This is a genomic window from Arthrobacter sp. CG_A4, from assembly GCF_035985125.1.
Lineage (GTDB): Bacteria > Actinomycetota > Actinomycetes > Actinomycetales > Micrococcaceae > Arthrobacter.
Map to the genome: position 1 here is coordinate 1 of NZ_JAXCID010000056.1, position 20,731 is coordinate 20,731.

Below are 20,731 nucleotides of genomic sequence, written 5' to 3' on the forward strand. Positions count from 1 at the left end.
CCGGCCATCCTGGGCGAACGCGCACCCCTGGCGGAACTGGACCCCGGCGACGTCGTACGCGACCTCGCCGCGGACACGGTGACTTTCGTGGACACCCGCCCCAACACCGAAGTCCACACGGGCACCGTCACCCGCTCGGTCAACATCCCGGCCGGCAAATCCGTGGCCAGCTTCGGCGCCTGGGTAATCAACCCCGAAACCGACAAAAACCCGCTGGTGCTCCTGGCCCCGGACCAGGCGTCCGCGCAAAAGATGCGGGACCACCTGATCCGGGTCGGCATCGACCAGGTCGCCGGCTACCTCACCAGCCTCGAGGGCCTGCCCGCCAGCACCCCGACGCTCATCGCACCCGAAGAACTCGAAGACTTCGACGCCGCCATGGTCCTGGACGTCCGCAACCGCACCGAACACACCGCCGGGCACATCCCCGGCTCCGTGCAGCTCAGCGGCGGCCGCGTCATGTGGCACCTCGACGAACTCCCCACCCAAGGCACCATCGTGAGCTACTGCCAAAGCGGTATCCGGAACTCCGTCGCGGCCAGCGCCCTGCGCCGCGCCGGCTACGACGTCGTCGAACTCGACGGCAGCTACGCCGCCTGGGCAGCCCAGCAGGAAACACGGCAGACCGTTACCAGCAACTGATCCAGGCAGCACCTGAAGTGACCGATTGACACCACTGGCGGCGGCCCGGGCAGACCGGACCGCCGCCACCAACGTGCCCACAACACCTGGAGCGCAGCAATGACATCCGGAAACACCTCGCCACCGCAGGAACGCAGCATCCGGACTGGCATCAAGCTGGGCCTGCGGCAGAACCTGGCCCAGTTCCTCCTGCTCGTGGCCGTCAACGCCCTCACCGGCGGTACCCGGCATTCCGGTCGCGGTCCGCATGCGCGGAGCGGCTAGAACAGGCTCCCCACCGGCCGGATGAGTTCGGCGGAGTCGTTCCTGACGTTTCCGACGGCGGTGCCGACGGCGTCGATCGTCCAGCCCTCGGCGACGTCGTGCGCCCCGGCCCGGACGAGGTCCACAAGGCCGGCCGCGTCGTCGGCCGCGGGGTCCAGCCAGTTCCGCATCGTCTCAAGGTTCATCGGCAGCGGGACCCTGTCGTGCAGCGCGGTCAGCTCCGCCAGCATTCCCCCGGCGTAGCCTTCCGGTGGCGAGTCGGTGGTTATGATCGACGTCGAGAGCAGCCAGCGCTCCGGGTCATCCGCTGCCCTGGACGGGTCCTTCCACCATTCGTAGAGCCCGGCGAACACCATGGGGTGCCCGTCGCTGGGGCGCACGTAGTAGGGCTGCTTACTGCGGCCCTCGCCTTTCCATTCGTAGTAGCCGTCCGCCGGGACTGCGCAGCGCCGGGCGCGGGTGGCCTTCCGGAACGCCGGCTTCTCCAGCACACTCTCGCTGCGGGCGTTGATCAGCTTCGACCCGATGCCGGGATCCTTGGCCCAGGACGGCACAAGCCCCCAGCGCGCAATATGAAGCTGCCGGACAGGTTGTCCGTCCACCAGCCGTTCCAGCAGGATCGGGACATCCGCGGTCGGAGCGACATTCCACGACGGCGGAAGCACAATCTCCTCTGCCAGCCCGGCGTCGAACTCGGCCAGCAGGTCCCCGACGGCCCGGGCCATCACATAGCGTCCACACATGGCACCAGCATGCCACCGCACCCAATCCGTGTCATCCCGGCTGGGCCCGCCAAGGGTCCGCCCGTCCCCAAGACTCCGTGCGTGGCAAAGACAGCAACAGTGGTCCTGATGTGTGGTCCGCCGGGGGCGGGCAAGACGACCTATGCGAAGACTCTGGAGCGCGCCGGGCACGTCCGCCTCTCCGTCGACGAGGAGATGTGGCGCCAGGACCGGGAGCTGGCAGAACGCTTCGGCACCCCCGAGTACTTTGACTTCACGGTGGAGGTGGAACGGCAGCTCCGGACCCGGCTGACGGAACTGATGGCAGATGGCCGGGACGCCGTCGTCGATCTGTCCTTCTGGTCGCGGCAGCGGCGCGAGGAGTACTAGGCGCTTATCACCGCGCACGGTGCGGCCTGGCAGCTCGTCTACTTTGACGTGCCCCGGGAGGAGCTTGTCCGCCGCCTCGCGCTGCGCCAGCTGGACCCGGGACCGAACTCCGCCCGTGCCGGACCGGCATATCTGGACAAATTCCTCGCGGGCTTCGAAGCACCCCTCGATGAGGGCGAGAAGGTCATCCGCGCGTAGCACCGCGCTCCGCGGGAATAGCGGGTTACGGGTTACGGTTATTGACAATGACGTACGACTTTTGTCGGCAACCGGCGCCCTGAACCAGCGCCGTCAACCAGTTTTGAGGAGAGTTTCGTGGATTTCACCCCCGAACCCGGCACCATCACCATGTTTTCCACCACGTGGTGCGGTTACTGCAACCGCCTGAAGAAGCAGCTGGACGCGCAGGGCATCGGTTACACCGAGATCAACATCGAAGAAGTTGAGGGCACCGCGGCCCTGGTGCAGAAGCTCAACGGCGGCAACCAGACCGTCCCCACCGTATTGTTCCCGGACGGAACCGCGGCCACGAACCCCTCCGCGGCAGAGGTCAAGAGCCGGCTCGCCGCCTAGAAGATTCTTTTGCAACTTTAACCGATTTCGACGACGGCGCGGCCTCCCGGGTCATATTCCAAGGGGCCGCGCCGCGTTTCGCGGCGTGAGCCGCGAAAACAGCTGAGGAGCTATCTCCATGATCCATAAAGTCAAAGGCGCCATCGCCCGCTCCAAGGGCGCCCCCGTCACCCTGGAGACCATCCTGGTTCCGGATCCCGGCCCCGGCGAGGCCCTGGTGGACATCCTCACCTGCGGCGTCTGCCACACCGATCTGCACTACAAGCAGGGCGCCATCAACGACGACTTCCCCTTCCTGCTGGGCCACGAGGCCACCGGCATCGTCAGCGCCGTCGGCCCGGACGTCACCGAGGTGGCCCCCGGTGACCGCGTGGTGCTGAACTGGCGTGCTGTCTGCGGCGAATGCCGGGCCTGCCGCCGCGGCCAGGCGCAGTACTGCTTCAACACCCACAACGCCACCCAGAAAATGACCCTAGAGGACGGCACCGAACTCACGGCCGCCCTGGGCATCGGCGCCTTCGCCGAGAAGACCCTCGTGGCCGCCGGCCAGTGCACCAAGGTGGACCCCGCGGCCGACCCCGCCGCCATCGGCCTGCTGGGTTGCGGCGTTATGGCGGGCCTGGGCGCGGCCATCAACACCGGAAACGTCAAACTCGGCGATTCCGTCGCCGTGATCGGCTGCGGCGGGGTGGGCACGGCCGCCATCGCAGGGGCCGCGCTCGCCGGCGCCACCACGGTGATCGCCGTCGACATCGACGCGAAGAAGCTCGAGCGCGCCAAGGAACTCGGCGCCACCCACACAGTGGACTCCTCCGCCGTCGACCCGGTCGAGGCGATCCGCGAGCTCACCGGCGGCTTCGGCGCCGACGTCGTGATCGACGCCGTCGGACGCCCGGAAACGTACAAGCAGGCGTTCTACGCCCGCGACCTCGCCGGCACCGTGGTGCTGGTGGGCATCCCCAGCCCGGAGATGACCCTGGAACTGCCGCTCCTGGACGTGTTCGGCCGGGGCGGCTCGCTGAAGTCCTCGTGGTACGGCGATTGCCTGCCTTCCCGCGACTTCCCGATGCTGATCGACCTCTACCAGCAGGGCAAGCTGGATCTGGACGCCTTCGTGACCGAACGCATCACCATTGATGACATCGAAGCGGCGTTCGACAAGATGCACGCCGGATCGGTGCTGCGTTCGGTCGTCGAGCTGTGAGCGGCGGGACGGACATCGGCGCGGCGGACGGGACGCCGGACATCGGCGCGGCGGACGGGACGCCGGACATCGGCGGGACGGGCGGCGGCGCCGGGAAAGGGCTGCGGATCGATCGACTGGTCACCTCCGGCACGTTTTCGCTCGACGGCGGCACCTGGGACGTGGAGAACAACGTCTGGATCCTCGGCAATGACGAGGAATGCCTGATCATCGATCCGGCGCACCATCCGGCCGCGATCCAGGCCGCCGTCGCGGGCCGGAAGGTCACGGCGATCCTGCTCACCCACGGGCATGATGACCACATCGGCGCCGTCGGGGAGGTCCGCTGGCTCGTCAAGGCGCCGGTCTACCTGAACCGTGCGGACTGGATGCTGTGGGAGCGCGTGTTCCCGGGGACCGAACCGGACCATGCCATCGAGGACGGGGACATCTTTGACGTCGCCGGGGCCCGGCTCGTGGCCCTGCACACGCCGGGCCACTCCCCCGGCTCCATGTGCTTCACCCTGGCGAGCGAAGGCACCGTCTTCGCCGGCGACACACTGTTCCAGGGCGGCCCGGGAGCCACCGGCCGGTCCTTCAGTGAGTTCCCCACCATCATCGAATCCATCCGGAGCCGGTTGCTGACGCTGCCGGCGGACACGGTGGTGCGGACCGGTCACGGTGATTCGACGACGGTCGGCGCCGAGGCGCCGCAGCTGGCCGAGTGGATCGCCAGGGGCCACTAGCCGCGCAGGCCGGCGAAATCCCCGTGGCTGAGCTGTGCGTAGCTGGCGTAAGTGTCGATCACGGCCGCCTCGATTGCGTCGACGTCCAGGTGCGGGACGAGGTCGTTCACGGCGCCCGCCGTCGCCGGATCCCAGTCCAGGCCCAGGGCGGCGTAGCTGGCTTCCAGCACGGCCCGGATCGGGGCGGAGTTCTCCACAATGATGACAGAGCTGAACAGCCAGCCGCCGGCGACCACGCGCTGGGCGGTCCCGATAAGTTTGATCCTGTGGGCCGGGATCTCCGGATCCCGGCCGTGGACGCTGAACTCGCCGGGACAGTATTCACCGGGGATCTCCCCCACGGCGGCGTCGACGCCCGCGCTCTGAAGTGCGCGGGCGAGGAGTTCGCCGAAGAACGAGAAGCGCCCCTTGGCGCCGGCGATCGCGTCCCGCTGCGGTTCCACATGGTCGATCACCAGGGTTCCCCCGTGGTACGCCGCGGCCCGCCCCCCGGCCTTCCGGACCAGGGGCTCGAAGCCGAGTTCGCGGCAGGCCTCCGCCGCGGCGTCGAAGCCCGGCAGGTGCGTGTCCCGCTGCCCGAAGGCCACGGTGGGAGCCGGCCGGTATAGCCGCAGCAGCGGCCCCGCCGCGCCGGTCTTGACCTTCCGCAGAAGCTCGAGGGCGAAGTCCAGGTCCCCGGCGGCGCCCAGGGATTCCTCCTGCCGGAAAACCGTCAAGGTCCGTTGTGTGCCTGGGGCCTCCGGCATGTTGTTATGCTCCCTTATGATCTTCTTGCAGTTTTTAGTCGTAGCCGCCGCGTTTGCAGTCATTGATGCCATCTGGCTCAAGACGATGAACCCCTTTTACCGCGGCCAGATCGGTGAGCTGATGGCCGACAAGCCCCATCTAGGCTACGCGGTGGTTTTCTACGTGATCTACATTGCCGGCATCGTGTTCTTCGCCCTGCGGCCGGCGCTCGACGGCGGCAGCTGGCTCAGCGCAGTGGGTTACGGCGCCGCCCTGGGAACCTTCGCCTACGCCACCTACGACCTCACCAACGCCGCCACCCTGAAGACGTGGCCGTGGCAGCTGGTGGTGGTCGACATCCTTTGGGGCGCGGCGCTGACGGGCCTGGCCACGCTGGCCGGCTGGCTCGTGTTCCACAGGAATTAGTGGGCATTTTCTTTAGTTCTTCGGGGTCCGGGCGCGGTGGCCGGGCTCCGGGACATGCCCCGCGCCGGGGCCAGCGGATGGACATAGTGTCCTTATGCCCACTCCCGGGTGCGAAGAATGGACATGTCCCCGCGGCGCGAAGAGGACCAGGCTCCGTCGAGCCCCCGAAGAACTAGCGAACATGACCACTAGGCGCGCCGCAGCGTCAGGATCTGTTCCGCCCGGCCGAACGGGCCGGTGAGGTCGTGCAGTACCGTCGAGGTCAGGCCGATTCCGTCCGTACCGAAGGACACCTCGTTGTCAAGTCCCAGCCAATCCCCTTCGGGCCGCCGGTACATGTGGATCTGGAGGTCCAGGTTGGGGAACGCGTAACTGCCCTTGCCCGGCGGTACGCGGGCTGCGATCCCGTTGGCGGTGTCCACCAGTCCCACCAGCCTCGCCAGGTCACTGCTGTCCGCCCGGTCCGTGAGCGGGTACTCGGTGTGCAGCCAGACCGTGCCGGAACCGGCCCGGTGGCCCTCTGCGATCCGCATCTGGAGCGAGGCGATATAGCCGCCCGGCCAGATACTCGCGCCGTCATAGGGTGCGCAGTCGGCCGGCGCAGGGATCCACGGGTCTTCGAAGGCGGCGACGGCGGAGGTGTCTGAGGTGATCATGCGCCAGGCCGTCGCCCGGATGGCGGTGCGGCCGCCCGCCACCAGCTCCGCCTGCACCAGTTCGATGGTCTTGCCGGGGCGCAGCGTCGTGGTGACGACGTCGAATTCGCCACCGGGGATCAGGCCCAGGATCTCGTAGCTGAGCCGGGCCATCCGCATATCGTCGCGCGGCTCGTGCCGGGCCAGGCAGTCGGCCATGATGCCGGACGCGGGCGCCATATGCTGCTCGTGCACGTTCCAGGCGCCCTGGGCGTGGATGGTGGAGCGGAACCGCCCGCCGCCCAGCGCCTCGTAGTAGAAATCGCCCTCGGCCAGGACCGGTAGTTCAGCAGTCAACGTCGACCCTTTCGCAGCTTCAATCGGAGAATCCCGATCCACCCTATCCCGAGCCGCGTATCCCGTACTGCTTATCCCATACTGCCCATCCCTCGCTGCGGGGTGCCTCAGGCTTCTACGCGGATACCCCGCCAGAATGCCACATGGTCCTTGATGTGCGCCGCATCGGTCTTCGGCGCGGCGTAATACCACGCCGCGTCTGGGTTCCGCTGGCCGTCGACCACAACGCTGAAGTACCCGGCCTGGCCCTTCCACGGGCAGACGCTGCTGTGGCTGCTGTCCTCGAGATACTCGGACTTCACAGAATCGCGGGGGAAGTAATGGTTGCCCTCAACCATGACAGTGTTGTCGCTTTCGGCGATGACCGCCCCGTTCCAGGTTGCTTGTGCCATGGTGATGTCTCCTCGTTTGACGCGGATATTGCGGGCCGCCGCCGGCGGTGGCCGCCCTAATAGCAGTTCAACTACCTCATCAACGATCCCGGCGGCTCTTTGATTCCATGTGGTTCCACCGCGGCCGCCGGCCCCACCTTGGCTGTCTCTGTTCCCGGTCGATCCGCCTGACTGGGTAGACTCGGATTCAGGAAATCCATGACTATCCTCCGAAGAGGTGCTCCCCTGATTCGAGTCATCAGCTACAACCTCCGAAAGCACAAAGCCAGTGGTGAGCTGGTTGACCTGGCCCGCGAATTCGAGCTGGACGCGCTGTGCCTGCAGGAGTGCGACACCGCCGATCTGCCGGACACCATAGGGGACCTCCACCTCGCCGATTCCACTAAGGGAAACCGGCTGGGCCTGGCGATCTACTACCGCATGGACCGCTTCACGGCCTATGAGACCAAGGCGTTTGCCCTGAAGAAGTCGCTGCACGACCGCGTCCTGTCGCCCGCCCACGAACGTCTGATCGGCACCCGGGTGATCGACAACGAGACGGACCACAATCTGGTCATCGCGTCTTTCCACGCGGCCCCCCTGACTGCCTCGAACTCGTTGCGCAGGAACCAGATCCACGCCGCGCACGCCGAACTGCTCAGCATGGGCGGTGGCCTGATGTCGCTGATGGTGGGCGACTTCAACTACCCGCTCTTCACCAAGTACCTCACCGCCCAGATGAAGGATGCCGGCTACGACCTGACGCTCAGCGACCGGCGGACCTACACCCGGTACAAGGTATTCAAGGGCCACTTCGACTTCGCCACCTCCCAGGGGCTTGAGATCGCCAGTGTCGAAACCCTCCCGCGCGGCGCCTCGGACCACCTCCCCATCCTGGTTTCCGCCGAATACGGCCAGGATGCCCCGCCGGCTGACGGTCCCTTGGCTGACGCCTCGCCGGCGGACGGTCCGCCGTCCCCTGCCGGCGCTTAGCCGGTTACCGTGCGCCGAGCGTGGGCTGAGAGACTCCCGCCCGGCCTCCAGCTGGTCCGGGACTACCAGCGTCCCTGGCTAAAGTCCGATCTGGCGGCTGGCGCAGCCCTCAGCGCGTTCCTTATTCCGGCCGGCATGGCCTACGCGGAAGCCGCCGGGCTCCCGGCTGTGACGGGACTCTATGCCTCGGTCATCCCGATGCTCGCCTACGCCGTATTCGGACCCTCCCGGGTCCTCATTGTCGGGCCGGATTCAACTCTCGCGCCGATGATCGCGGCCGCCATCCTGCCGCTGGCCGGCAAGGATCCGGACCATGCTGTCGCCCTGGCGGGTGTCCTGTCCCTGCTGATCGGGGTGATGCTGCTGGCCGGCAGGGTCCTGCGGCTGGGGTTCGTCACCGGGCTGCTGTCCAAGCCCATCCGCGTGGGCTACCTCAACGGCATCGCGGCCGCCGTCATCCTCAGCCAGCTGCCCAAGCTGCTCGGAGTCCCGTCCCCGGGCGGTTCGCTGCTCGGGAACGCCGGCGGCACTGTCCGCGCCGTGCTGCAGGGCGCCGTCAATCCCCTGGCCCTGGTGTTCGGAGCCGGAACCATCGCCGTCATCGTCGCCTGCCGCTTCCTGCCGTGGAAGCTCCCCGGTGTGCTGATCGCCGTCGTGGTGTCCACGGCGCTTGCCGCCGCCCTGGACCTGACGACGGCGCTTCCCACCGTGGGTGCCCTGCCGCAGGGACTTCCGGCCCCCGCGCTCGGCGGCATCAGCCCGGGCGACGTGATCGCGCTGATTGGCCCGGCGGCAGGCATTGCGCTGATCGCCTTCGCGGATACCTCCGTTCTCTCCAAGAGCCTCGCCGCCCGGCGCGGCGGCCATGTCAGCGGGGACCAGGAAATGGCCGCTCTGGGCCTGACCAATGTTGCCGCCGGTCTGTTCGGCGGCTTCCCGGTTTCCGGCAGTGCCTCTCGCACCCCCATCGCGCTCCAGGCCGGCGCGCGTAGCCCCGTGAGCGGCCTGGTGGCGGCTGTTCTCGTGGCGCTCTTTATGCTGCTCGCGCCCGGGGTGACGTCCTTCCTGCCCTCAAGTGTCCTCGCCGGCGTCGTGATTGTTGCGGCGTCATCGATCGTGGACGTCGGAACGCTGCGGCGGCTGCTGAGGATGAGCAGGACGGAAGCCGCCCTGCTGGTCGCGACATTCCTTGGCGTCGCGTTCGTGGGTGTACTTGAGGGCATTGTGGTGGCGATCGGCCTGTCGCTGATCGCTTTTGTGCTGCGCGCCTGGGACCCCTACCGCACGGAGCTGGGCAGCGTGGCGGACGTGCCCGGTTACCACGACCTGAGCCGGCACCCCGAGGGCCAGCGGGTCCCGGGGCTCGTGATCGCACGCTTCGACGCGCCGCTTTTCTTCGCGAACGGGGCCGTCTTCACCGAGCACATCCGGGCGCTGGTGGCCAACGCGCCGGGACCGGTGCAGTGGGTCATCGTGGCGTCCGAGGCCATCACAGATCTGGACACCACTGCCCTGGATGACCTGGTGGCGCTCGACGACGAGCTCGCCAGGCGCGGCGTCAACCTGGTCTTCGCGGAAATGAAGGGGCCCATCAAGGACCGCCTGATCCGCTTCGGCGTCAGCAGCCGCTTCGGCCCGGACCATTTCTTCCCCACCGTCAACAACGCGGTGAAGAGCTACAAGCGGACCTTCGAGCGGGAGTAGCCGGGCCCGCAGTTCAGCCCAGCAAAGGAACGACGTCGATCCTGCCGTCCGGGCCCAGCATCACGAGGACCCGTTTTCCGGTGACACCTTCCAGCGCCGCCGCCAGCCGGCCCGCAGCCTGCGCCGCCCCCGCAGAAGCTGCGGCAGCCAGCCCCGGCCCGGCGCCGGTAGCAGCGTCAGCAGCGTCAGCGGCGTCGGCGGCATCGGCGTCGGCGGTAGCGGCAGCGTCAGCGGCGTCGGCAGCGGCGTCAGCCCGTCGCCAGACGGTCACCACCGCACCGGTGGCCTCTTCGATGGCCCGTTGGAACGGCGCGGGATCGGATCCGGAGACCAGGATGATGTGCCCGATGGTGCGCTTCCGGGCGGGCCCGGCTGCTGCGGGGACGGCACGGTGGTACCGCCACACGGCGAAGTGGTAGCCGGCGGCCAGCCCGGTGGCCACGAGCAGGCCGAGCGGGGCGCGGATCCGCTCCACCAGGATCCCGCCGGTGGCGTCGGCCAGTAGGTATTCGAACATCCTGAAACCGATCACCAGCAGGGTGATGACCGCTACCACGGCGCTCAGGCCGAAGACCACGATCAAATAGACCCGCCGGGCGCCCGGCCCTGCCGCGGATCCACCTGCTCCGGATCCATTTGCCGCGGATCCATCTGCCGCGGACTTCCACGACAGCGGTTTCCACGCGATCCACCAGGCCGGCCCGCCCACCACGAGCGAACTGATCCCGCCCAGCAGCAGAGTGCGCACCCCGGAGCCGGCGAGCGGGGTCGCAGCCATCGCGAGGGCGGCGTTGACGATCACGCCGACTCCGGCGGCGGCGGCCGCAAGGGCAACGCCCGAGGTCACCAGCTTGCCGCCGAGCCGGGTGGAGTCCGCCCGCCCGCGCGCCAGGCCCCGGTGGTAGACCCAGACCAGCGAGCCGATCGCGGCCGCGGCGATCGCCGGGGCCAGGGGTTCCAGGAGGACAGCCGTCGGGTCGGTGCGGTCAAACGCCAGGCGGAGCAGCACGAAGAGCAGCACTCCGGCGCCGCCGAGGGCGAGGACACCCGCGCCCAGGACACCGACCAGGATGAGCGCCACATTGGCGAGTCCGGTGCGCAGCCGCTGGCCGCCGTCGTGCTGCCAGTGCCACCACCAGACCAGCCCGCCGCCCGCGGCCCAGACGAGGGACTGCAGCACCGGCACCCACCAGGGCGCGCCCACGACGGCCACCAGAGCGGCTCCACGCAGGGCCGCGTCCAGCAGAGCGGAAAGCGCCGTCACGGCGCCGCCGACGCCGAGCACGAGCCCGTAGTAGGAGCCGACCACCGCGGGAACGTCGGCAAGATGGGTGGGCCGTTTCCGGGCGTGCCGCGACATCCAGCGGTGCCAGACCCAGATGGCGGCCCAGACCAACCCGGTGGCAAGGGACATCCGCCATTGCAGTGATTCCCCGCCGATGAGCGCGGCGAACGCACCCAGCAGGTTGCTGCTGGCAATAATCAGGGCGAGCGCGCAGGCACCGGCCAGGTACAGGCCCCAGCCGACGGAGGCACGCTCGGCCGCTTCGCCGAGCCGCCGCCACACGACCCACCACAGGACCGCGGCCAGCGGGCCGCCGATCAGGGCGAAGGCCAGCGAGCGCGCCAGCCCGGCGACGTCCCCCGCGGCCAACTCCGTGCCGGCGGCCACGAGCCGCCCCGCCAGCCCGCTGAGTCCGACGGCGGCGGTCACCACCAGCGCGAACAGCAGCGCGTACGTGATCAGCCGGCGCACGGTGCGCTGCGCGGACCCCACGGCCCTGCCGGTGCTCATTGCCTGACCGCTGGGTTTGGGCATACCGTCAGCTGCCAGGGAGCCCGGTCGATGCGCCACGTACCCCCGGTCCTGACCAGATCGAAGGCATCCTCGACCTGGTACCCGGCGTTGCCGAACGGGCCGCCGTCCCCGGAGAACGTGAGCAGTACCTTCACATCGGCAGATTCGGCGCGTTCGGTCGTCGAGACCAGGGTGATCCGGAGGTTGTCCAGTGCCATCCGTTCCATGTTGCCGCACGTGTTCCGGGCGGAGTCGCTCAGGTATGCGGTGGCGGCGCTCTCGTCGCCGGCGATCACGGCGGCCGAATAGCGCTGGACCACACCGGCGGGGGTGCCGCCGTCCAGTGCCGCGGGCTCCCCGCGGGTGAACACGGCAAGCAGGGCAACGGCTACCAGAACGGCGATCGAGGCCAGTATGGCGAGGAGGGCCCGGTCCGGCCGCTGGGCTGCCGCCCGGACTGCCGGTACCGCAGGTGTGGCGACGGGCGTAGGCTGCTCCGGCTCGGGTTCTTTCAACTCTGGGCGCATGCCGTCAGTATGGAGCAGCAAGGGCACCCCGTCACGGTGTCTTTAGGCCTCATCCACCGATGGACACTCTCAGCGGTCCCTCCTGCCCTGGCCCTTCCGGCGCCGGACATTGCGGACAATCAGCCAGCCCACCACGGCGGTCACGGCCGCGTAGACGGCGAAGTTGAGGAAGCGCGAGTATTCCTCGATCAGCCGGTACTGCGATCCGAGCAGAGCCCCCAGCCCGATCAGCAGACCGTTCCAGAGACCGCTCCCGGCGATAGTGAACAGGCTGAAGGTCCCCAGGTTCATCTTCTGGGCACCGGCAGGCAGGGAAATCAGGCTGCGCACACCCGGCAACAGCCGGCCAAAAAACACTGCCGACCGGCCGTGGCGCCGGAACCAGCCGGCGGCCTTTTCGAAGTCCTCACGGTCCACCAGGGGAAGCCTGGACAGCCACCGGATCGACCGGTCCAGCCCCAGCCGCGCGCCCAGCCAGTACAGCAGCAGCGCGCCCACATAGGCGCCCAGGGTACTGGTGAAATAGACGAGGACCAGGTTCATGGTTCCCAGCCTGGCCAGGAAGCCTGCCAGTGGCAGGATCAGTTCGCTGGGAATGGGCGGGAACACCGTCTCGGCCAGGGTGAACAGTCCTACTCCCCACTCCCCCAGCGCATCGACGGCGCGGGCGGCGAACCCGACAACCCCGGTGAGATCGTCAACCGGGCTCGAGGCCGTCACGGCGACAGCCGTCCTTCAGAATCCTTGAACACCGGCGCACGCTTCCTTGTCCATACAGGCTGTGGCCAGCTTAGCCGAACCCACGACGACGGCGGGTGGCGGGGGCAGGCCTGGACGGCGCGTCGACGCGGCCCGAAGCAGGCACTACGCTCGACAAATGACTATCGTGCGGAAAGTTCTCGGCGTCGTACTCCTGGTATTCATCGGGCTGGCGGGCGCGGTACCGGCGGCGCTGGCTGACCGGCCGGTCGACGTCGTCGTGGAGGACCGGGCCGGTGTGCTGGACCGCAACACCCTTCTGCCGGCGGTGCAGTCCATCGAGTTTTACCAACCCACCAAGGTGGCCGTGTATACCTACAACGGAACCGCTGGGGACAACCTCAACGAGGAAGTCCTGCGCTTTGCCCGCGCCGAACATCCCGATTGGATCAGCGCCGACGGGCAGAAATGGGCCGACGGGCTGTTCATCTTCGCCCTCGATCCGGCAGGCCGGCAGGTCGGAACCTACATGGGGGAAGACCGCAAAGTCTCCCTCGACCAGCGCGATGACATCCAGAACGCGGCCAAGGAACTCCTGCGCGACGCCCAGTGGACGGACGGCACCGTCGCCGGCGTCCGGCGCGGCGCGGAACTGATCAACCAGCCCTGGTACCGGTCTGCCGCTTTCCTCATCACGGCCTGGACAACGGCGGCCGCGGCCGTCGCCGGGGCCGCGGCCTGGCTGATCGTCCGTTGGCGGACCCGTGCGGACAGCCGCAGGGAACTGGCCCGCGGGGATGCGAGCTATGCAAGCGTCAGCATGGACCTGCAGGTCACCGAGCTCAATGCCAGCACCATCCCGGAGGCCTCACGCTATGGCAGCACGGTCCTGGAGAAGCACCGCACCTTTATGGCGAAGTACAACACCGCCACCGGGCTCTCCAACCAGGTGCACGCCCTGGCCGCCAGGGACCTGAGCCGGCGGCCGAACCTCAAAACTGTCCGGCAGTTCGCCGACGCCGCCGAGGAACTCGACGTCCTGGACGACGTCATCGCGGACACCAATGCCCTGCTCAACCGGGGGAACTCGTGGGCTCCGGCCTGGGACCGGCAGCTCGCGCCCTTCCGCAACGATCTCGCCGCCCTCGAACAGCTGCTCAGCAAGCGCCACACCGAGGGCGACTCTGCGACGGCGGCCGCCCTGCGGTCCTTCCGGGATCAGAGCCACCGGGACCTCGAACGCTGCACATCCGAGTTGTCGGACGGAACAATCACCCCCGAAACGGCCCTTGACCGGCTGCGGGACGCGCGCACCCACCTCTCCGAACTGCTGAAGAACCATGCCGACACCGTCATCGCCGGCTTCGCAAAAAACGACAAGGAAGCCGGGCTGATGCGCAAGGAGATGGCAAGCGCCCAGGCCGGAACCGAGAAGAGGTATGGCCGCACGTACGAGCCCAGCATCCTGGGTACGGTCTACCCGGCCTACTACTTCTTCTCGGTTCCCACGTTCAATTCCGGCTTCAGCACAGGGATGAGTAACGTCAGCAGCGCCCGTGGCGGGGGCGGCAGCACCACCGGGTACGGGAGCAGCGGCGGAAGCTTCTCCGGCTCCGGCAGTTCGTCCAACTTCTAGGACCGGGATACCGGGCCGGCGGCAGAGGCTGTGTCAGGTTGCCCCGTGTCGCTCGACGATGAAGTCGCCGCCGGGAAACATGATCGTCTCATGGCCGTCGTCGAACCTCACATGGTACGGCGGCGCACCGTCGGATCCCTTGACCTCCAGGATTTCACCGTGCCGGTCCGACGATTCGACCGTCGTACCCCGGATGACAATGCGGTCTCCTTGTGCTGCTTTCATGGCATTCACCTCCCTTCTCCAGCGTACGGTTCTCGGCCCCTCGCGGGAACACCAATCAGAAAAGTCTGGCCGCGATGGTCTTGGCCAGTTGGCGGATAACCCGGGCTTGGGCCGCCAACTCGGGCGTGTCCCGGCCCAGCGTATAGACGACGAAGACGTAAGCCCGCTCCCCCCGGACCAGGATGCTCGCGTCATGCAGGTTACCGAAGAGCAGGCCGTACTTGTGGAAGACGCTGATGCCCGCGGGGATGGCGGCCGGGATCAGCGATTCGTTGTTGGTGTGCTGCAGAAAGGACAGCAGCTGCGCCGTGTTCGCCGCGTCGAGCAGCTGGCCGGTGTACAGCAGGTACAGCGTCCTCGCCGTCTCGGCGGGCGTCAGGGTGTTCAGTGTGCGGTCATATGTGATCCCGATTGACGCTGCGTACTCGGTCAACGCACGGGGCCCGACGGCGGCCATGATCAGCGCCCACGATTCGTTATTGCTTTGCTGGAGCATCTGCCGGATCTGGGCGCCGGCCGTAGATACCCCCATCCGCGCCCCCAGGGAAGCCCTGCCGGATTCCACCAGATGGTAGTAGGCCGAGGCGGCGAGGATTTTGGCCGTGCTGGCAGCGACGAATTTGGCCCGCACCCCGTATTCGTGCACCACACCGTCGGTCACGTCGATCAGGGCAACGCCCACCTGGTAACGGCTGTTCGCTGCGATGACGGCATTGATCTGGGCTTCAAGTTTCCGGCTGACAGGCGGCGGCCCGGCCGGCACGACGGCGGGCGGCACGACGGCGGGCGGCACCGGCGCCGCTGCTGCTGCCGGGACGACGGCGGGCGGCAGCCCGGACACCGAAGAGGCAGCGAGTTCCCCGCCGTCGGCTTCCGGGGAAGTGCGAGGGGCGGACGCGGACGCCCCGGCCAGCGCAACAGCGTCGGCGGGCACCCTGGCCTGGAACGCCGCGGAGAAGGAGGTCGCCAGGAACAGGGCCAGCATGGCAGCGGCCGCCGGCAGACGATGCCGGCGGCTCCCACCCCATGGTCCAGGCAGGGGCCACCCGGACCGTCGGGTGGCAACAGATGTGTGGCGGCCGCTGCGGTAGTGCCGGCCGGGGCCCTGATTTTGCACCGGCTCTCACCCCCGGTCCAGCGAAGAGCTGGGGCCGGCCGTCGGCTCATACACATTCGCAGGCATGCTGATCCTCCGGGAGCTAGAACCGCGGTAGAGGCTTCAAAGTTTCTGCATTCTGCTCCGCCGGGGCCCTGAGCGCAAGAGTTTTCGCCTTGGAAGACCTTGGGGCAGGTGTCTTGCTGAGGCGTTCATCAGCGCGCCACAAGCTGCAGGCCCAGGACGTTGGCCACGGCTATCACTGCCCGCACGGAGGGATTGCCGGTGGCGGTCTCTATCGTCCGGATTGTTCGCACCGAGGTCCCGGCCAGCTGCGCCAGCTCCGCCTGCGTGATCCCGGTGGCCCTCCGGACGCTGCGGAGTTTCGCTGCGATCGACGCCACGTCACGCATGGTTGCTCCTCCGTGAGGGCACTGCCGGTAACGGCAGTGCTGTTCCTTCAGCCCAGTACCTTGATCGTGGCTCAGACACCACAATCCGGCAAGACCCAGCCGCCCGGCGTCGGACGCCTGGCCTGTTCACGTGCAGTCCTGCCGCTCCGCCGGGCCGGAGCGTACGCTGGTGCGGTAGCCCTCAGCCCATTGAAGGAGCCCAGCGGTGCGCAAAGTCATCCTCATGACGCAGATGTCCCTGGACGGGTACATCGAGGGTCCGGGCCGGGACCTCAGCTGGCACATGGTCGACGACGAACTGCACCAACACTTCAATGATGAGCTCCGGACCATGGGAGCGTTCCTCGACGGCCGCGTCACCTATGAATTGATGGCGGAGTTCTGGCCGACGGCGGACGCGGACCCGTTGAACCCGGCGCCCATGGTCGAGTTCTCCCGGATCTGGCGGGACATGCCCAAGATCGTCTACTCCAGGACCCTGGCGACGGCCGGTTGGAATACCGCAGTGGTGCGGGACGTCGTCGTCGAGGAGGTCGCGAAGCTCAAGGAAGAATCCGGCGGGGACCTCGCGCTCGGCGGCGCCGATCTTGCGGCGTCCTTCCGGCGGCTCGGCCTGATCGATGAATTCCGGATCTACGTCCACCCGGTCCTGATCGGACGGGGCAAACCACTCTTCCAGGAGACGGATGCGGTGACGAAGCTCCGACTGCTGGAGACGCGCACGTTCGGCAACGGCGTCGTGCTGCTTCGGTACCAAGGCTGATTGGCTGGCCCGGGCGTATGCAAGGCCGGCGGGCACGGGCATGTGAAAGACCGGTTGATCAGCTGCCCCCAAGGCAACCGATCAACCGGCCTTTCTACGTTTTCCCGCCAGTGTCGCGGGTGGCATCACCTAGTTGCCGGAGGTGTTACTAAACGCCGGCACGCACGAACGTCACGGGGCCGGTGGCGGTGAGCCAGGACAGCGGGTGAACCACAGTCTGGTTCGCGCCGTTCATCCCGCTGCTGAGCACCTGGCCGTTGCCGACGTAGATTCCGATATGTCCCGACTGGACCACCATGTCGCCCGGCTGGGCATCCCCCACCACTTTGCCGTAGTTCATGAACTGCATCGGGCCGAGGTCGCCGACAGAGATTCCGGCTGCGCCAAGGGCCTTCTCAACCAAGGCGGTGCAATCCTGTGTCATGCCCAGTTGGCCGTAAGCGGCGGAGACCATGGTGGCATTGACGCCGCCGGCCGCCGGGGCAGCGGCGGGAGCGGCCGGCGCTGCCTGGACCTTCACCGCGGCCTTGGCGGCCGGGGCAGCGACGGGTGCCTTGACCGCCGGGGCAGCAACGGGTGCCTTGACCGCCGGGGCAGCAACGGACGCCTTGACTACCGGGGCAGCTACCGGCTTGGGCTGTTCGATCACCGGGGCAGGGGCGGTCGCCACTGCCGGGCGCTCGAAGGTGATCTGTACTTTGGAATCCGCGAGGACGGGTGCGCCCACCTGGCCCCCGACGTCGACGGACGACGCCGGCGCGGAGTCGCGCTGGACGGGGGCCTCGGCGGCGTTGGCGGCCATGGCACTGCTGAGCACCAGGCCGGACGCCGCTGCAATCACTGCAGCCTGGCGGCCGAATGTACCTCCCTTGGAGGACAGGAATACGGAACGGCGTTGGCTGCGAAGGTCAGTGCTTTTTGGCAAAAAAGTATTGCTGGAAGTCATGTGCGTAGCCTCTCCCAATGCCTGCGAGGTGAGCTGTCGGATTCGGATGGGAGGCACCCGGCCGCACTCTGGCCCTGACATCGGACTGTGCGGCTTCACCCCAAGACCTGCGTAAAGCCAGGTCAATAAATGGGTTCCCCGTCTCTGCCGGACGTTGCTGCGAGGTATCCCCGTGGCCGCGGCAGAGTTAGGCAATCGGCTGGGGAGCGCCCGTTTCTAAGCAACAGGCACCCAATAACGGTAACGGCATGATCACGGAATGTCACATCGAGGTAACGGCGGGAGTAGTTTGGGGCAGCTCTTCGCCCCGCAGGACGCGGCCCCCGGCATAGAATGGTGCCATCAGCGGACCCATCAGCGGAGGCCAAAAATGAGCAGCCCCGACTTCGCCAGGCACTGTGTCGCCATCTGCCAGTTGAGCTATCAGCCGCAGAAGGACTTCAATGTCAACACCGAGCTGCTGGTCCTGGAAAATGGGGAAGTCCACGCGTCCACCTGGGACGCAGAGCCCCGCAACGGCGGCTTTGACGTCTTCGTCCTGAATGACCGCGTTGACGCTGCCGGCTTCATGGTGGTGACCGATTGGGAGTTTCTGGACGGTAAAGCCTACGCCGTGGTGGAGCGCCGGGCTCCCGCATAGCACCGTCGTTCGTGGCGGAGCGGGACCCCTGTAGACCGCAGCTTCCGTCGGCTAGGGTTTGACCCCATAGCCAATTCTCGGCTTGGGGGTACCAATGAAAGCCTGGCGTCTGATGATGTCGCTGCCGCAACCGGTGAAGGGGTTCCTGGTGGTCTACCTGATCGCCTTCGCTGTGGTCTTCGTCTCTGTGGCGGTCATGTCTTTAACCGGTCAGGGCACCACAAACCCGGTCGTGCAGTGGGGGGTGGGCGTGCTGGGTCTCACCGCGGTCATACTGGGGCTGGTGCTGGCCTTCAATTTCCGCGGATCGGCTCGCGCCTACGCCGCGATGATGAAGGCCTATAAACCCATGGGGGTGGACTACACCGCGTCGTTTTTCGCAACGCCGATAGCCATCCGAATCTTCGGCGCGCTGTTTGCCGCGATCGGGATCTCGTTCGCCGTGACGTCCGCGATCTTAGCCATGTCCCTCTCCTGAGGCCGCCTGTCTGCCGGGGGTGCGGGCGGCAGCCCCAACCACTGTGATGCGGCCGCCTGCCTGGCTGACTATGGAATGCGCGACGACGGCTGCCGGGGTGGACGCACCGCCCGGCTCTGTGCGGCCGCTCGCAGCCCGCCCAGCCTAGACTGGGGGCAACGGGTCCTTTGAACGAAAGCGAAATCCGTGACCATTCACCGCACGCTGGCCCTCGCCGCCGCACTCCCGGCGCTCCTTTTCGGGGTGGCCGCCTGTGCGCCGCCGGCGGCCACTGAGACGACCGCCACTGAGACGACGGCCGGCACTCGCGCACCGGAAGCCGCCGCGGGCTTCGGCGTGGATAACGCGGGGGCCCGCGAGCGAATCGCCCGGTCCGGACTCGCCCTCCTGGCGGCCGAGGGCAACGTGGAGCATTTCCACGCCCACCTGGATCTGATCAAGGACGCGACGCCAGTGCCGGTGCCGGCGAACATCGGCATCTCACTGGGGCAGGATGGAAAACCGGACGGTATTTCCGCCCTGCACACGCACGACACAAGCGGTGTCATCCACATCGAATCGCCCACGGCAGGGCAGGTGTTCACCCTGGGGCAGCTCCTCACCGAATGGGGCGTGCTGACCGGGACGGGCCCGCCAGGCAGCGGCCAGGGCCCGGCGGACGGCTGGACCGCCTACGTAAACGGGGCACGGTACGACGCCGGCATCCGTGACCTCCCGCTCAAGCACCACGATCAAATCGTGGTCAGCTTCGGTGCAACACCCGCCACCATCCCGTCCTCCTACGAGTTCCCACCCAACGAGTGACTTCGGGCCAGGGCGCGTTCCGGCCAGGGCGCATTCTCGTTGGTTCGTCGGGGGTCTGGGTCCAGGACCGTGATGCCCGGGCTCCGGGACTTCCTCGGCTCGCAGCTATGGCGCATTAGGCTACCCGAATTCCAGCTCGGGCCGGTGCGTAGCGAGTACAGAACGGACGTGCACCGCCGCCTCGCCGGCGACCCCGCCGTCGGGGGCCTCCGCGAGAACCATCCGGGCATGGCGGACAAACCTGTCCCAGTCCCCCGCGCCGGAGCGAAGTGCACGCAGGGGCGACAGCAGAGCAGCACGGCGGAGCCAGGGGTCGGGATCCTGCACCCAACGGTCCAACACACTGTCGGCACGTACCCGGGCCAACACGTCGAGCCCGGTGATCATGGGGCCAACGACGTCCACCGCCAGCGGATCGACAAGCTCGCGCAGTGCTGCCGAACGGAAGAATCCCTCAACCCGGGTGAGATCCGTATTGGTTAGGAGAGTGAGGCTGGACTGCAGCAGCACGATGGCCGCCAGGCGGCGTTCGAAGACGGGAACGTCCCACAGTTCGCTGCTGAGGGCGGTGATGTCGTCGTGCGCCAGTTCGGTGTAGCGGCGGAGCGCATCACGGAGGGTGCCACGCACAGCTCCAACCGAGGCACCGTAGAACGTCAGTCCGGTGCCGCTCGCCGAGCCGCCGAGACGGGCCTGCATTTCCTCGGCCCGGAGCCAGGATGACTCACGCTGGAGCGCAAGGTCGATGAAGTCCGCGGCGTCACTCATCGCTCCATTCTTCCGCACTCCGCGGGCGGCGGCCGATGCTCCTGTTCAATGCTTGGCTGCCAATCATCGGTGAGCCAGTCACCGTTTCTGGCACCGCGCTAAATTGTCCGTGGTGCCCGATAGCCTGTTTCTATGGACGGTAATAGGGGGTCCGAGGTGGTTACTTCGGCAGGCGGTGTGACGGTCATGGAGGTGGCCCGCTCACT

General features: G+C 67.6%; 27 protein-coding genes and 1 riboswitch. Of the genes, 15 read left to right on the top strand and 12 right to left on the bottom strand.

Features of this window, described 5'->3' with window-relative positions:
- The coding region (locus RCH07_RS17485) for a rhodanese-like domain-containing protein (RefSeq protein WP_326968760.1) at window positions 1-642 on the top strand (642 nt) is incomplete at its 5' end.
- Window positions 643-741: 99 nt separating this feature from the next.
- A complete protein-coding gene (locus RCH07_RS17490) occupies window positions 742-906 on the top strand; it encodes a hypothetical protein (RefSeq protein WP_326968761.1) in 165 nt (54 codons plus the stop codon).
- Here RCH07_RS17490 and RCH07_RS17495 read toward each other — a convergent pair.
- The gene (locus tag RCH07_RS17495; RefSeq protein ID WP_326968762.1) at window positions 903-1,649 is read right to left on the bottom strand and encodes an SOS response-associated peptidase; all 747 of its coding nucleotides are present in this window, start codon (window positions 1,647-1,649) and stop codon (window positions 903-905) included. The two genes, RCH07_RS17490 and RCH07_RS17495, sit on opposite strands and share 4 nt — an antisense overlap.
- Window positions 1,650-1,730: 81 nt before the next feature.
- Here RCH07_RS17495 and RCH07_RS17500 point away from each other — a divergent pair, with 81 nt between their 5' ends.
- The 5 genes from RCH07_RS17500 to RCH07_RS17520 all read left to right on the top strand — a co-directional run bounded on the left by RCH07_RS17500 (window position 1,731) and on the right by RCH07_RS17520 (window position 4,520).
- A complete protein-coding gene (locus tag RCH07_RS17500; protein ID WP_326968763.1) occupies window positions 1,731-2,018 on the top strand; it encodes an AAA family ATPase in 288 nt (95 codons plus the stop codon).
- A gap of 48 nt (window positions 2,019-2,066) precedes the next feature.
- Window positions 2,067-2,216 carry a hypothetical protein gene (locus RCH07_RS17505; RefSeq protein ID WP_326968764.1) on the top strand — a complete coding sequence of 50 codons (150 nt, stop codon included), beginning with the start codon at window positions 2,067-2,069 and terminating at the stop codon, window positions 2,214-2,216.
- Window positions 2,217-2,333: 117 nt separating this feature from the next.
- Window positions 2,334-2,591 (top strand): mycoredoxin, encoded by a 258-nt coding sequence (locus tag RCH07_RS17510; protein WP_326968765.1) that lies wholly within the window; start codon window positions 2,334-2,336, stop codon window positions 2,589-2,591.
- Window positions 2,592-2,709: 118 nt separating this feature from the next.
- On the top strand, window positions 2,710-3,795 hold the full coding sequence (locus tag RCH07_RS17515; protein WP_326968766.1) for an S-(hydroxymethyl)mycothiol dehydrogenase: 1,086 nt from the start codon (window positions 2,710-2,712) through the stop codon (window positions 3,793-3,795).
- Between the two features lie 68 nt (window positions 3,796-3,863).
- On the top strand, window positions 3,864-4,520 hold the full coding sequence (locus RCH07_RS17520; RefSeq protein WP_442784864.1) for an MBL fold metallo-hydrolase: 657 nt from the start codon (window positions 3,864-3,866) through the stop codon (window positions 4,518-4,520).
- Here the strand turns inward: RCH07_RS17520 and RCH07_RS17525 are convergent.
- Window positions 4,517-5,266: a lipoate--protein ligase family protein gene (locus tag RCH07_RS17525; protein WP_326968767.1), complete on the bottom strand. Its 750-nt coding sequence runs from the start codon at window positions 5,264-5,266 to the stop codon at window positions 4,517-4,519. The genes RCH07_RS17520 and RCH07_RS17525 overlap by 4 nt on opposite strands.
- A 16-nt stretch (window positions 5,267-5,282) precedes the next feature.
- Between RCH07_RS17525 and RCH07_RS17530 the strand changes: the two genes are divergently transcribed.
- Entirely contained in the window at window positions 5,283-5,672 is a 390-nt protein-coding gene (locus tag RCH07_RS17530; RefSeq protein ID WP_326968768.1) for a DUF2177 family protein, read from the top strand.
- A gap of 188 nt (window positions 5,673-5,860) precedes the next feature.
- Here the strand turns inward: RCH07_RS17530 and RCH07_RS17535 are convergent, their stop codons facing one another.
- Both RCH07_RS17535 and RCH07_RS17540 read right to left on the bottom strand, forming a co-directional pair.
- The gene (locus tag RCH07_RS17535) at window positions 5,861-6,664 is read right to left on the bottom strand and encodes a thioesterase family protein (protein ID WP_326968769.1); all 804 of its coding nucleotides are present in this window, start codon (window positions 6,662-6,664) and stop codon (window positions 5,861-5,863) included.
- 107 nt (window positions 6,665-6,771) lie between these two features.
- Complete coding sequence (locus RCH07_RS17540) at window positions 6,772-7,056, bottom strand: DUF427 domain-containing protein (protein ID WP_326968770.1); 285 nt, start codon at window positions 7,054-7,056, stop codon at window positions 6,772-6,774.
- 228 nt (window positions 7,057-7,284) lie between these two features.
- On the opposite strand from RCH07_RS17540, the gene RCH07_RS17545 reads away from it, so the two are divergent.
- Together RCH07_RS17545 and RCH07_RS17550 are read left to right on the top strand one after the other, a co-directional pair.
- Window positions 7,285-8,028, top strand: a complete 744-nt coding sequence (locus RCH07_RS17545; RefSeq protein ID WP_326968786.1) for an endonuclease/exonuclease/phosphatase family protein — start codon at window positions 7,285-7,287, stop codon at window positions 8,026-8,028.
- Window positions 8,029-8,037: 9 nt separating this feature from the next.
- The gene (locus RCH07_RS17550; RefSeq protein WP_326968771.1) at window positions 8,038-9,732 is read left to right on the top strand and encodes a SulP family inorganic anion transporter; all 1,695 of its coding nucleotides are present in this window, start codon (window positions 8,038-8,040) and stop codon (window positions 9,730-9,732) included.
- 13 nt (window positions 9,733-9,745) lie between these two features.
- Here RCH07_RS17550 and RCH07_RS17555 read toward each other — a convergent pair whose 3' ends face one another.
- The 3 genes from RCH07_RS17555 to RCH07_RS17565 form a co-directional block, all read right to left on the bottom strand.
- Complete coding sequence (locus tag RCH07_RS17555) at window positions 9,746-11,527, bottom strand: DUF5671 domain-containing protein (protein ID WP_326968772.1); 1,782 nt, start codon at window positions 11,525-11,527, stop codon at window positions 9,746-9,748.
- Window positions 11,524-12,057 carry a hypothetical protein gene (locus RCH07_RS17560; RefSeq protein ID WP_326968773.1) on the bottom strand — a complete coding sequence of 178 codons (534 nt, stop codon included), beginning with the start codon at window positions 12,055-12,057 and terminating at the stop codon, window positions 11,524-11,526. The genes RCH07_RS17555 and RCH07_RS17560 overlap by 4 nt, the downstream gene beginning before the upstream one ends.
- A 69-nt stretch (window positions 12,058-12,126) precedes the next feature.
- Entirely contained in the window at window positions 12,127-12,777 is a 651-nt protein-coding gene (locus RCH07_RS17565) for a DedA family protein (protein ID WP_326968774.1), read from the bottom strand.
- 157 nt (window positions 12,778-12,934) lie between these two features.
- Here RCH07_RS17565 and RCH07_RS17570 point away from each other — a divergent pair, with 157 nt between their 5' ends.
- The gene (locus tag RCH07_RS17570) at window positions 12,935-14,392 is read left to right on the top strand and encodes a DUF5129 domain-containing protein (RefSeq protein WP_326968775.1); all 1,458 of its coding nucleotides are present in this window, start codon (window positions 12,935-12,937) and stop codon (window positions 14,390-14,392) included.
- 33 nt (window positions 14,393-14,425) lie between these two features.
- Here the strand turns inward: RCH07_RS17570 and RCH07_RS17575 are convergent, their stop codons facing one another.
- The 3 genes from RCH07_RS17575 to RCH07_RS17585 all read right to left on the bottom strand — a co-directional run bounded on the left by RCH07_RS17575 (window position 14,426) and on the right by RCH07_RS17585 (window position 16,126).
- Window positions 14,426-14,617 carry a DUF1918 domain-containing protein gene (locus RCH07_RS17575; RefSeq protein ID WP_326968776.1) on the bottom strand — a complete coding sequence of 64 codons (192 nt, stop codon included), beginning with the start codon at window positions 14,615-14,617 and terminating at the stop codon, window positions 14,426-14,428.
- Window positions 14,618-14,672: 55 nt separating this feature from the next.
- Window positions 14,673-15,602: a serine hydrolase gene (locus tag RCH07_RS17580; protein WP_326968777.1), complete on the bottom strand. Its 930-nt coding sequence runs from the start codon at window positions 15,600-15,602 to the stop codon at window positions 14,673-14,675.
- Window positions 15,603-15,928: 326 nt separating this feature from the next.
- Entirely contained in the window at window positions 15,929-16,126 is a 198-nt protein-coding gene (locus RCH07_RS17585) for a helix-turn-helix transcriptional regulator (protein WP_326968778.1), read from the bottom strand.
- A 205-nt stretch (window positions 16,127-16,331) separates the two neighbouring features.
- Between RCH07_RS17585 and RCH07_RS17590 the strand changes: the two genes are divergently transcribed.
- Window positions 16,332-16,889 carry a dihydrofolate reductase family protein gene (locus RCH07_RS17590; protein ID WP_326968779.1) on the top strand — a complete coding sequence of 186 codons (558 nt, stop codon included), beginning with the start codon at window positions 16,332-16,334 and terminating at the stop codon, window positions 16,887-16,889.
- Between the two features lie 148 nt (window positions 16,890-17,037).
- On the opposite strand, the gene RCH07_RS17595 is transcribed toward RCH07_RS17590, so the two are convergent.
- Window positions 17,038-17,835: an NlpC/P60 family protein gene (locus tag RCH07_RS17595; protein WP_326968780.1), complete on the bottom strand. Its 798-nt coding sequence runs from the start codon at window positions 17,833-17,835 to the stop codon at window positions 17,038-17,040.
- 8 nt (window positions 17,836-17,843) lie between these two features.
- Window positions 17,844-18,029: riboswitch (cyclic di-AMP (ydaO/yuaA leader) on the bottom strand.
- Between the two features lie 176 nt (window positions 18,030-18,205).
- Here RCH07_RS17595 and RCH07_RS17600 point away from each other — a divergent pair.
- The 3 genes from RCH07_RS17600 to RCH07_RS17610 all read left to right on the top strand — a co-directional run bounded on the left by RCH07_RS17600 (window position 18,206) and on the right by RCH07_RS17610 (window position 19,757).
- Window positions 18,206-18,475, top strand: a complete 270-nt coding sequence (locus RCH07_RS17600; RefSeq protein ID WP_326968781.1) for a hypothetical protein — start codon at window positions 18,206-18,208, stop codon at window positions 18,473-18,475.
- A 94-nt stretch (window positions 18,476-18,569) separates the two neighbouring features.
- On the top strand, window positions 18,570-18,953 hold the full coding sequence (locus RCH07_RS17605; protein ID WP_326968782.1) for a hypothetical protein: 384 nt from the start codon (window positions 18,570-18,572) through the stop codon (window positions 18,951-18,953).
- A 186-nt stretch (window positions 18,954-19,139) separates the two neighbouring features.
- Window positions 19,140-19,757 carry a hypothetical protein gene (locus RCH07_RS17610; protein ID WP_326968783.1) on the top strand — a complete coding sequence of 206 codons (618 nt, stop codon included), beginning with the start codon at window positions 19,140-19,142 and terminating at the stop codon, window positions 19,755-19,757.
- Between the two features lie 120 nt (window positions 19,758-19,877).
- Here the strand turns inward: RCH07_RS17610 and RCH07_RS17615 are convergent, their stop codons facing one another.
- On the bottom strand, window positions 19,878-20,525 hold the full coding sequence (locus RCH07_RS17615) for a DNA alkylation repair protein (protein ID WP_326968784.1): 648 nt from the start codon (window positions 20,523-20,525) through the stop codon (window positions 19,878-19,880).
- Window positions 20,526-20,731 lie beyond the last annotated feature (206 nt).

What these genes read in the sequence shown, in the direction of transcription:
- RCH07_RS17540 (WP_326968770.1), bottom strand. Translation starts at nt 7,056, where the DNA reads ATGGCACAAGCAACCTGGAACGGGGCGGTCATCGCCGAAAGCGACAAC.
- RCH07_RS17490 (WP_326968761.1), top strand. Translation starts at nt 742, where the DNA reads ATGACATCCGGAAACACCTCGCCACCGCAGGAACGCAGCATCCGGACT.
- RCH07_RS17560 (WP_326968773.1), bottom strand. Translation starts at nt 12,057, where the DNA reads ATGCGCCCAGAGTTGAAAGAACCCGAGCCGGAGCAGCCTACGCCCGTC.
- RCH07_RS17600 (WP_326968781.1), top strand. Translation starts at nt 18,206, where the DNA reads ATGAGCAGCCCCGACTTCGCCAGGCACTGTGTCGCCATCTGCCAGTTG.
- RCH07_RS17615 (WP_326968784.1), bottom strand. Translation starts at nt 20,525, where the DNA reads ATGAGTGACGCCGCGGACTTCATCGACCTTGCGCTCCAGCGTGAGTCA.
- RCH07_RS17570 (WP_326968775.1), top strand. Translation starts at nt 12,935, where the DNA reads ATGACTATCGTGCGGAAAGTTCTCGGCGTCGTACTCCTGGTATTCATC.
- RCH07_RS17495 (WP_326968762.1), bottom strand. Translation starts at nt 1,649, where the DNA reads ATGTGTGGACGCTATGTGATGGCCCGGGCCGTCGGGGACCTGCTGGCC.
- RCH07_RS17555 (WP_326968772.1), bottom strand. Translation starts at nt 11,527, where the DNA reads ATGAGCACCGGCAGGGCCGTGGGGTCCGCGCAGCGCACCGTGCGCCGG.
- RCH07_RS17585 (WP_326968778.1), bottom strand. Translation starts at nt 16,126, where the DNA reads ATGCGTGACGTGGCGTCGATCGCAGCGAAACTCCGCAGCGTCCGGAGG.
- RCH07_RS17515 (WP_326968766.1), top strand. Translation starts at nt 2,710, where the DNA reads ATGATCCATAAAGTCAAAGGCGCCATCGCCCGCTCCAAGGGCGCCCCC.
- RCH07_RS17580 (WP_326968777.1), bottom strand. Translation starts at nt 15,602, where the DNA reads ATGCTGGCCCTGTTCCTGGCGACCTCCTTCTCCGCGGCGTTCCAGGCC.
- RCH07_RS17525 (WP_326968767.1), bottom strand. Translation starts at nt 5,266, where the DNA reads ATGCCGGAGGCCCCAGGCACACAACGGACCTTGACGGTTTTCCGGCAG.
- RCH07_RS17575 (WP_326968776.1), bottom strand. Translation starts at nt 14,617, where the DNA reads ATGAAAGCAGCACAAGGAGACCGCATTGTCATCCGGGGTACGACGGTC.
- RCH07_RS17605 (WP_326968782.1), top strand. Translation starts at nt 18,570, where the DNA reads ATGAAAGCCTGGCGTCTGATGATGTCGCTGCCGCAACCGGTGAAGGGG.
- RCH07_RS17530 (WP_326968768.1), top strand. Translation starts at nt 5,283, where the DNA reads ATGATCTTCTTGCAGTTTTTAGTCGTAGCCGCCGCGTTTGCAGTCATT.
- RCH07_RS17595 (WP_326968780.1), bottom strand. Translation starts at nt 17,835, where the DNA reads ATGACTTCCAGCAATACTTTTTTGCCAAAAAGCACTGACCTTCGCAGC.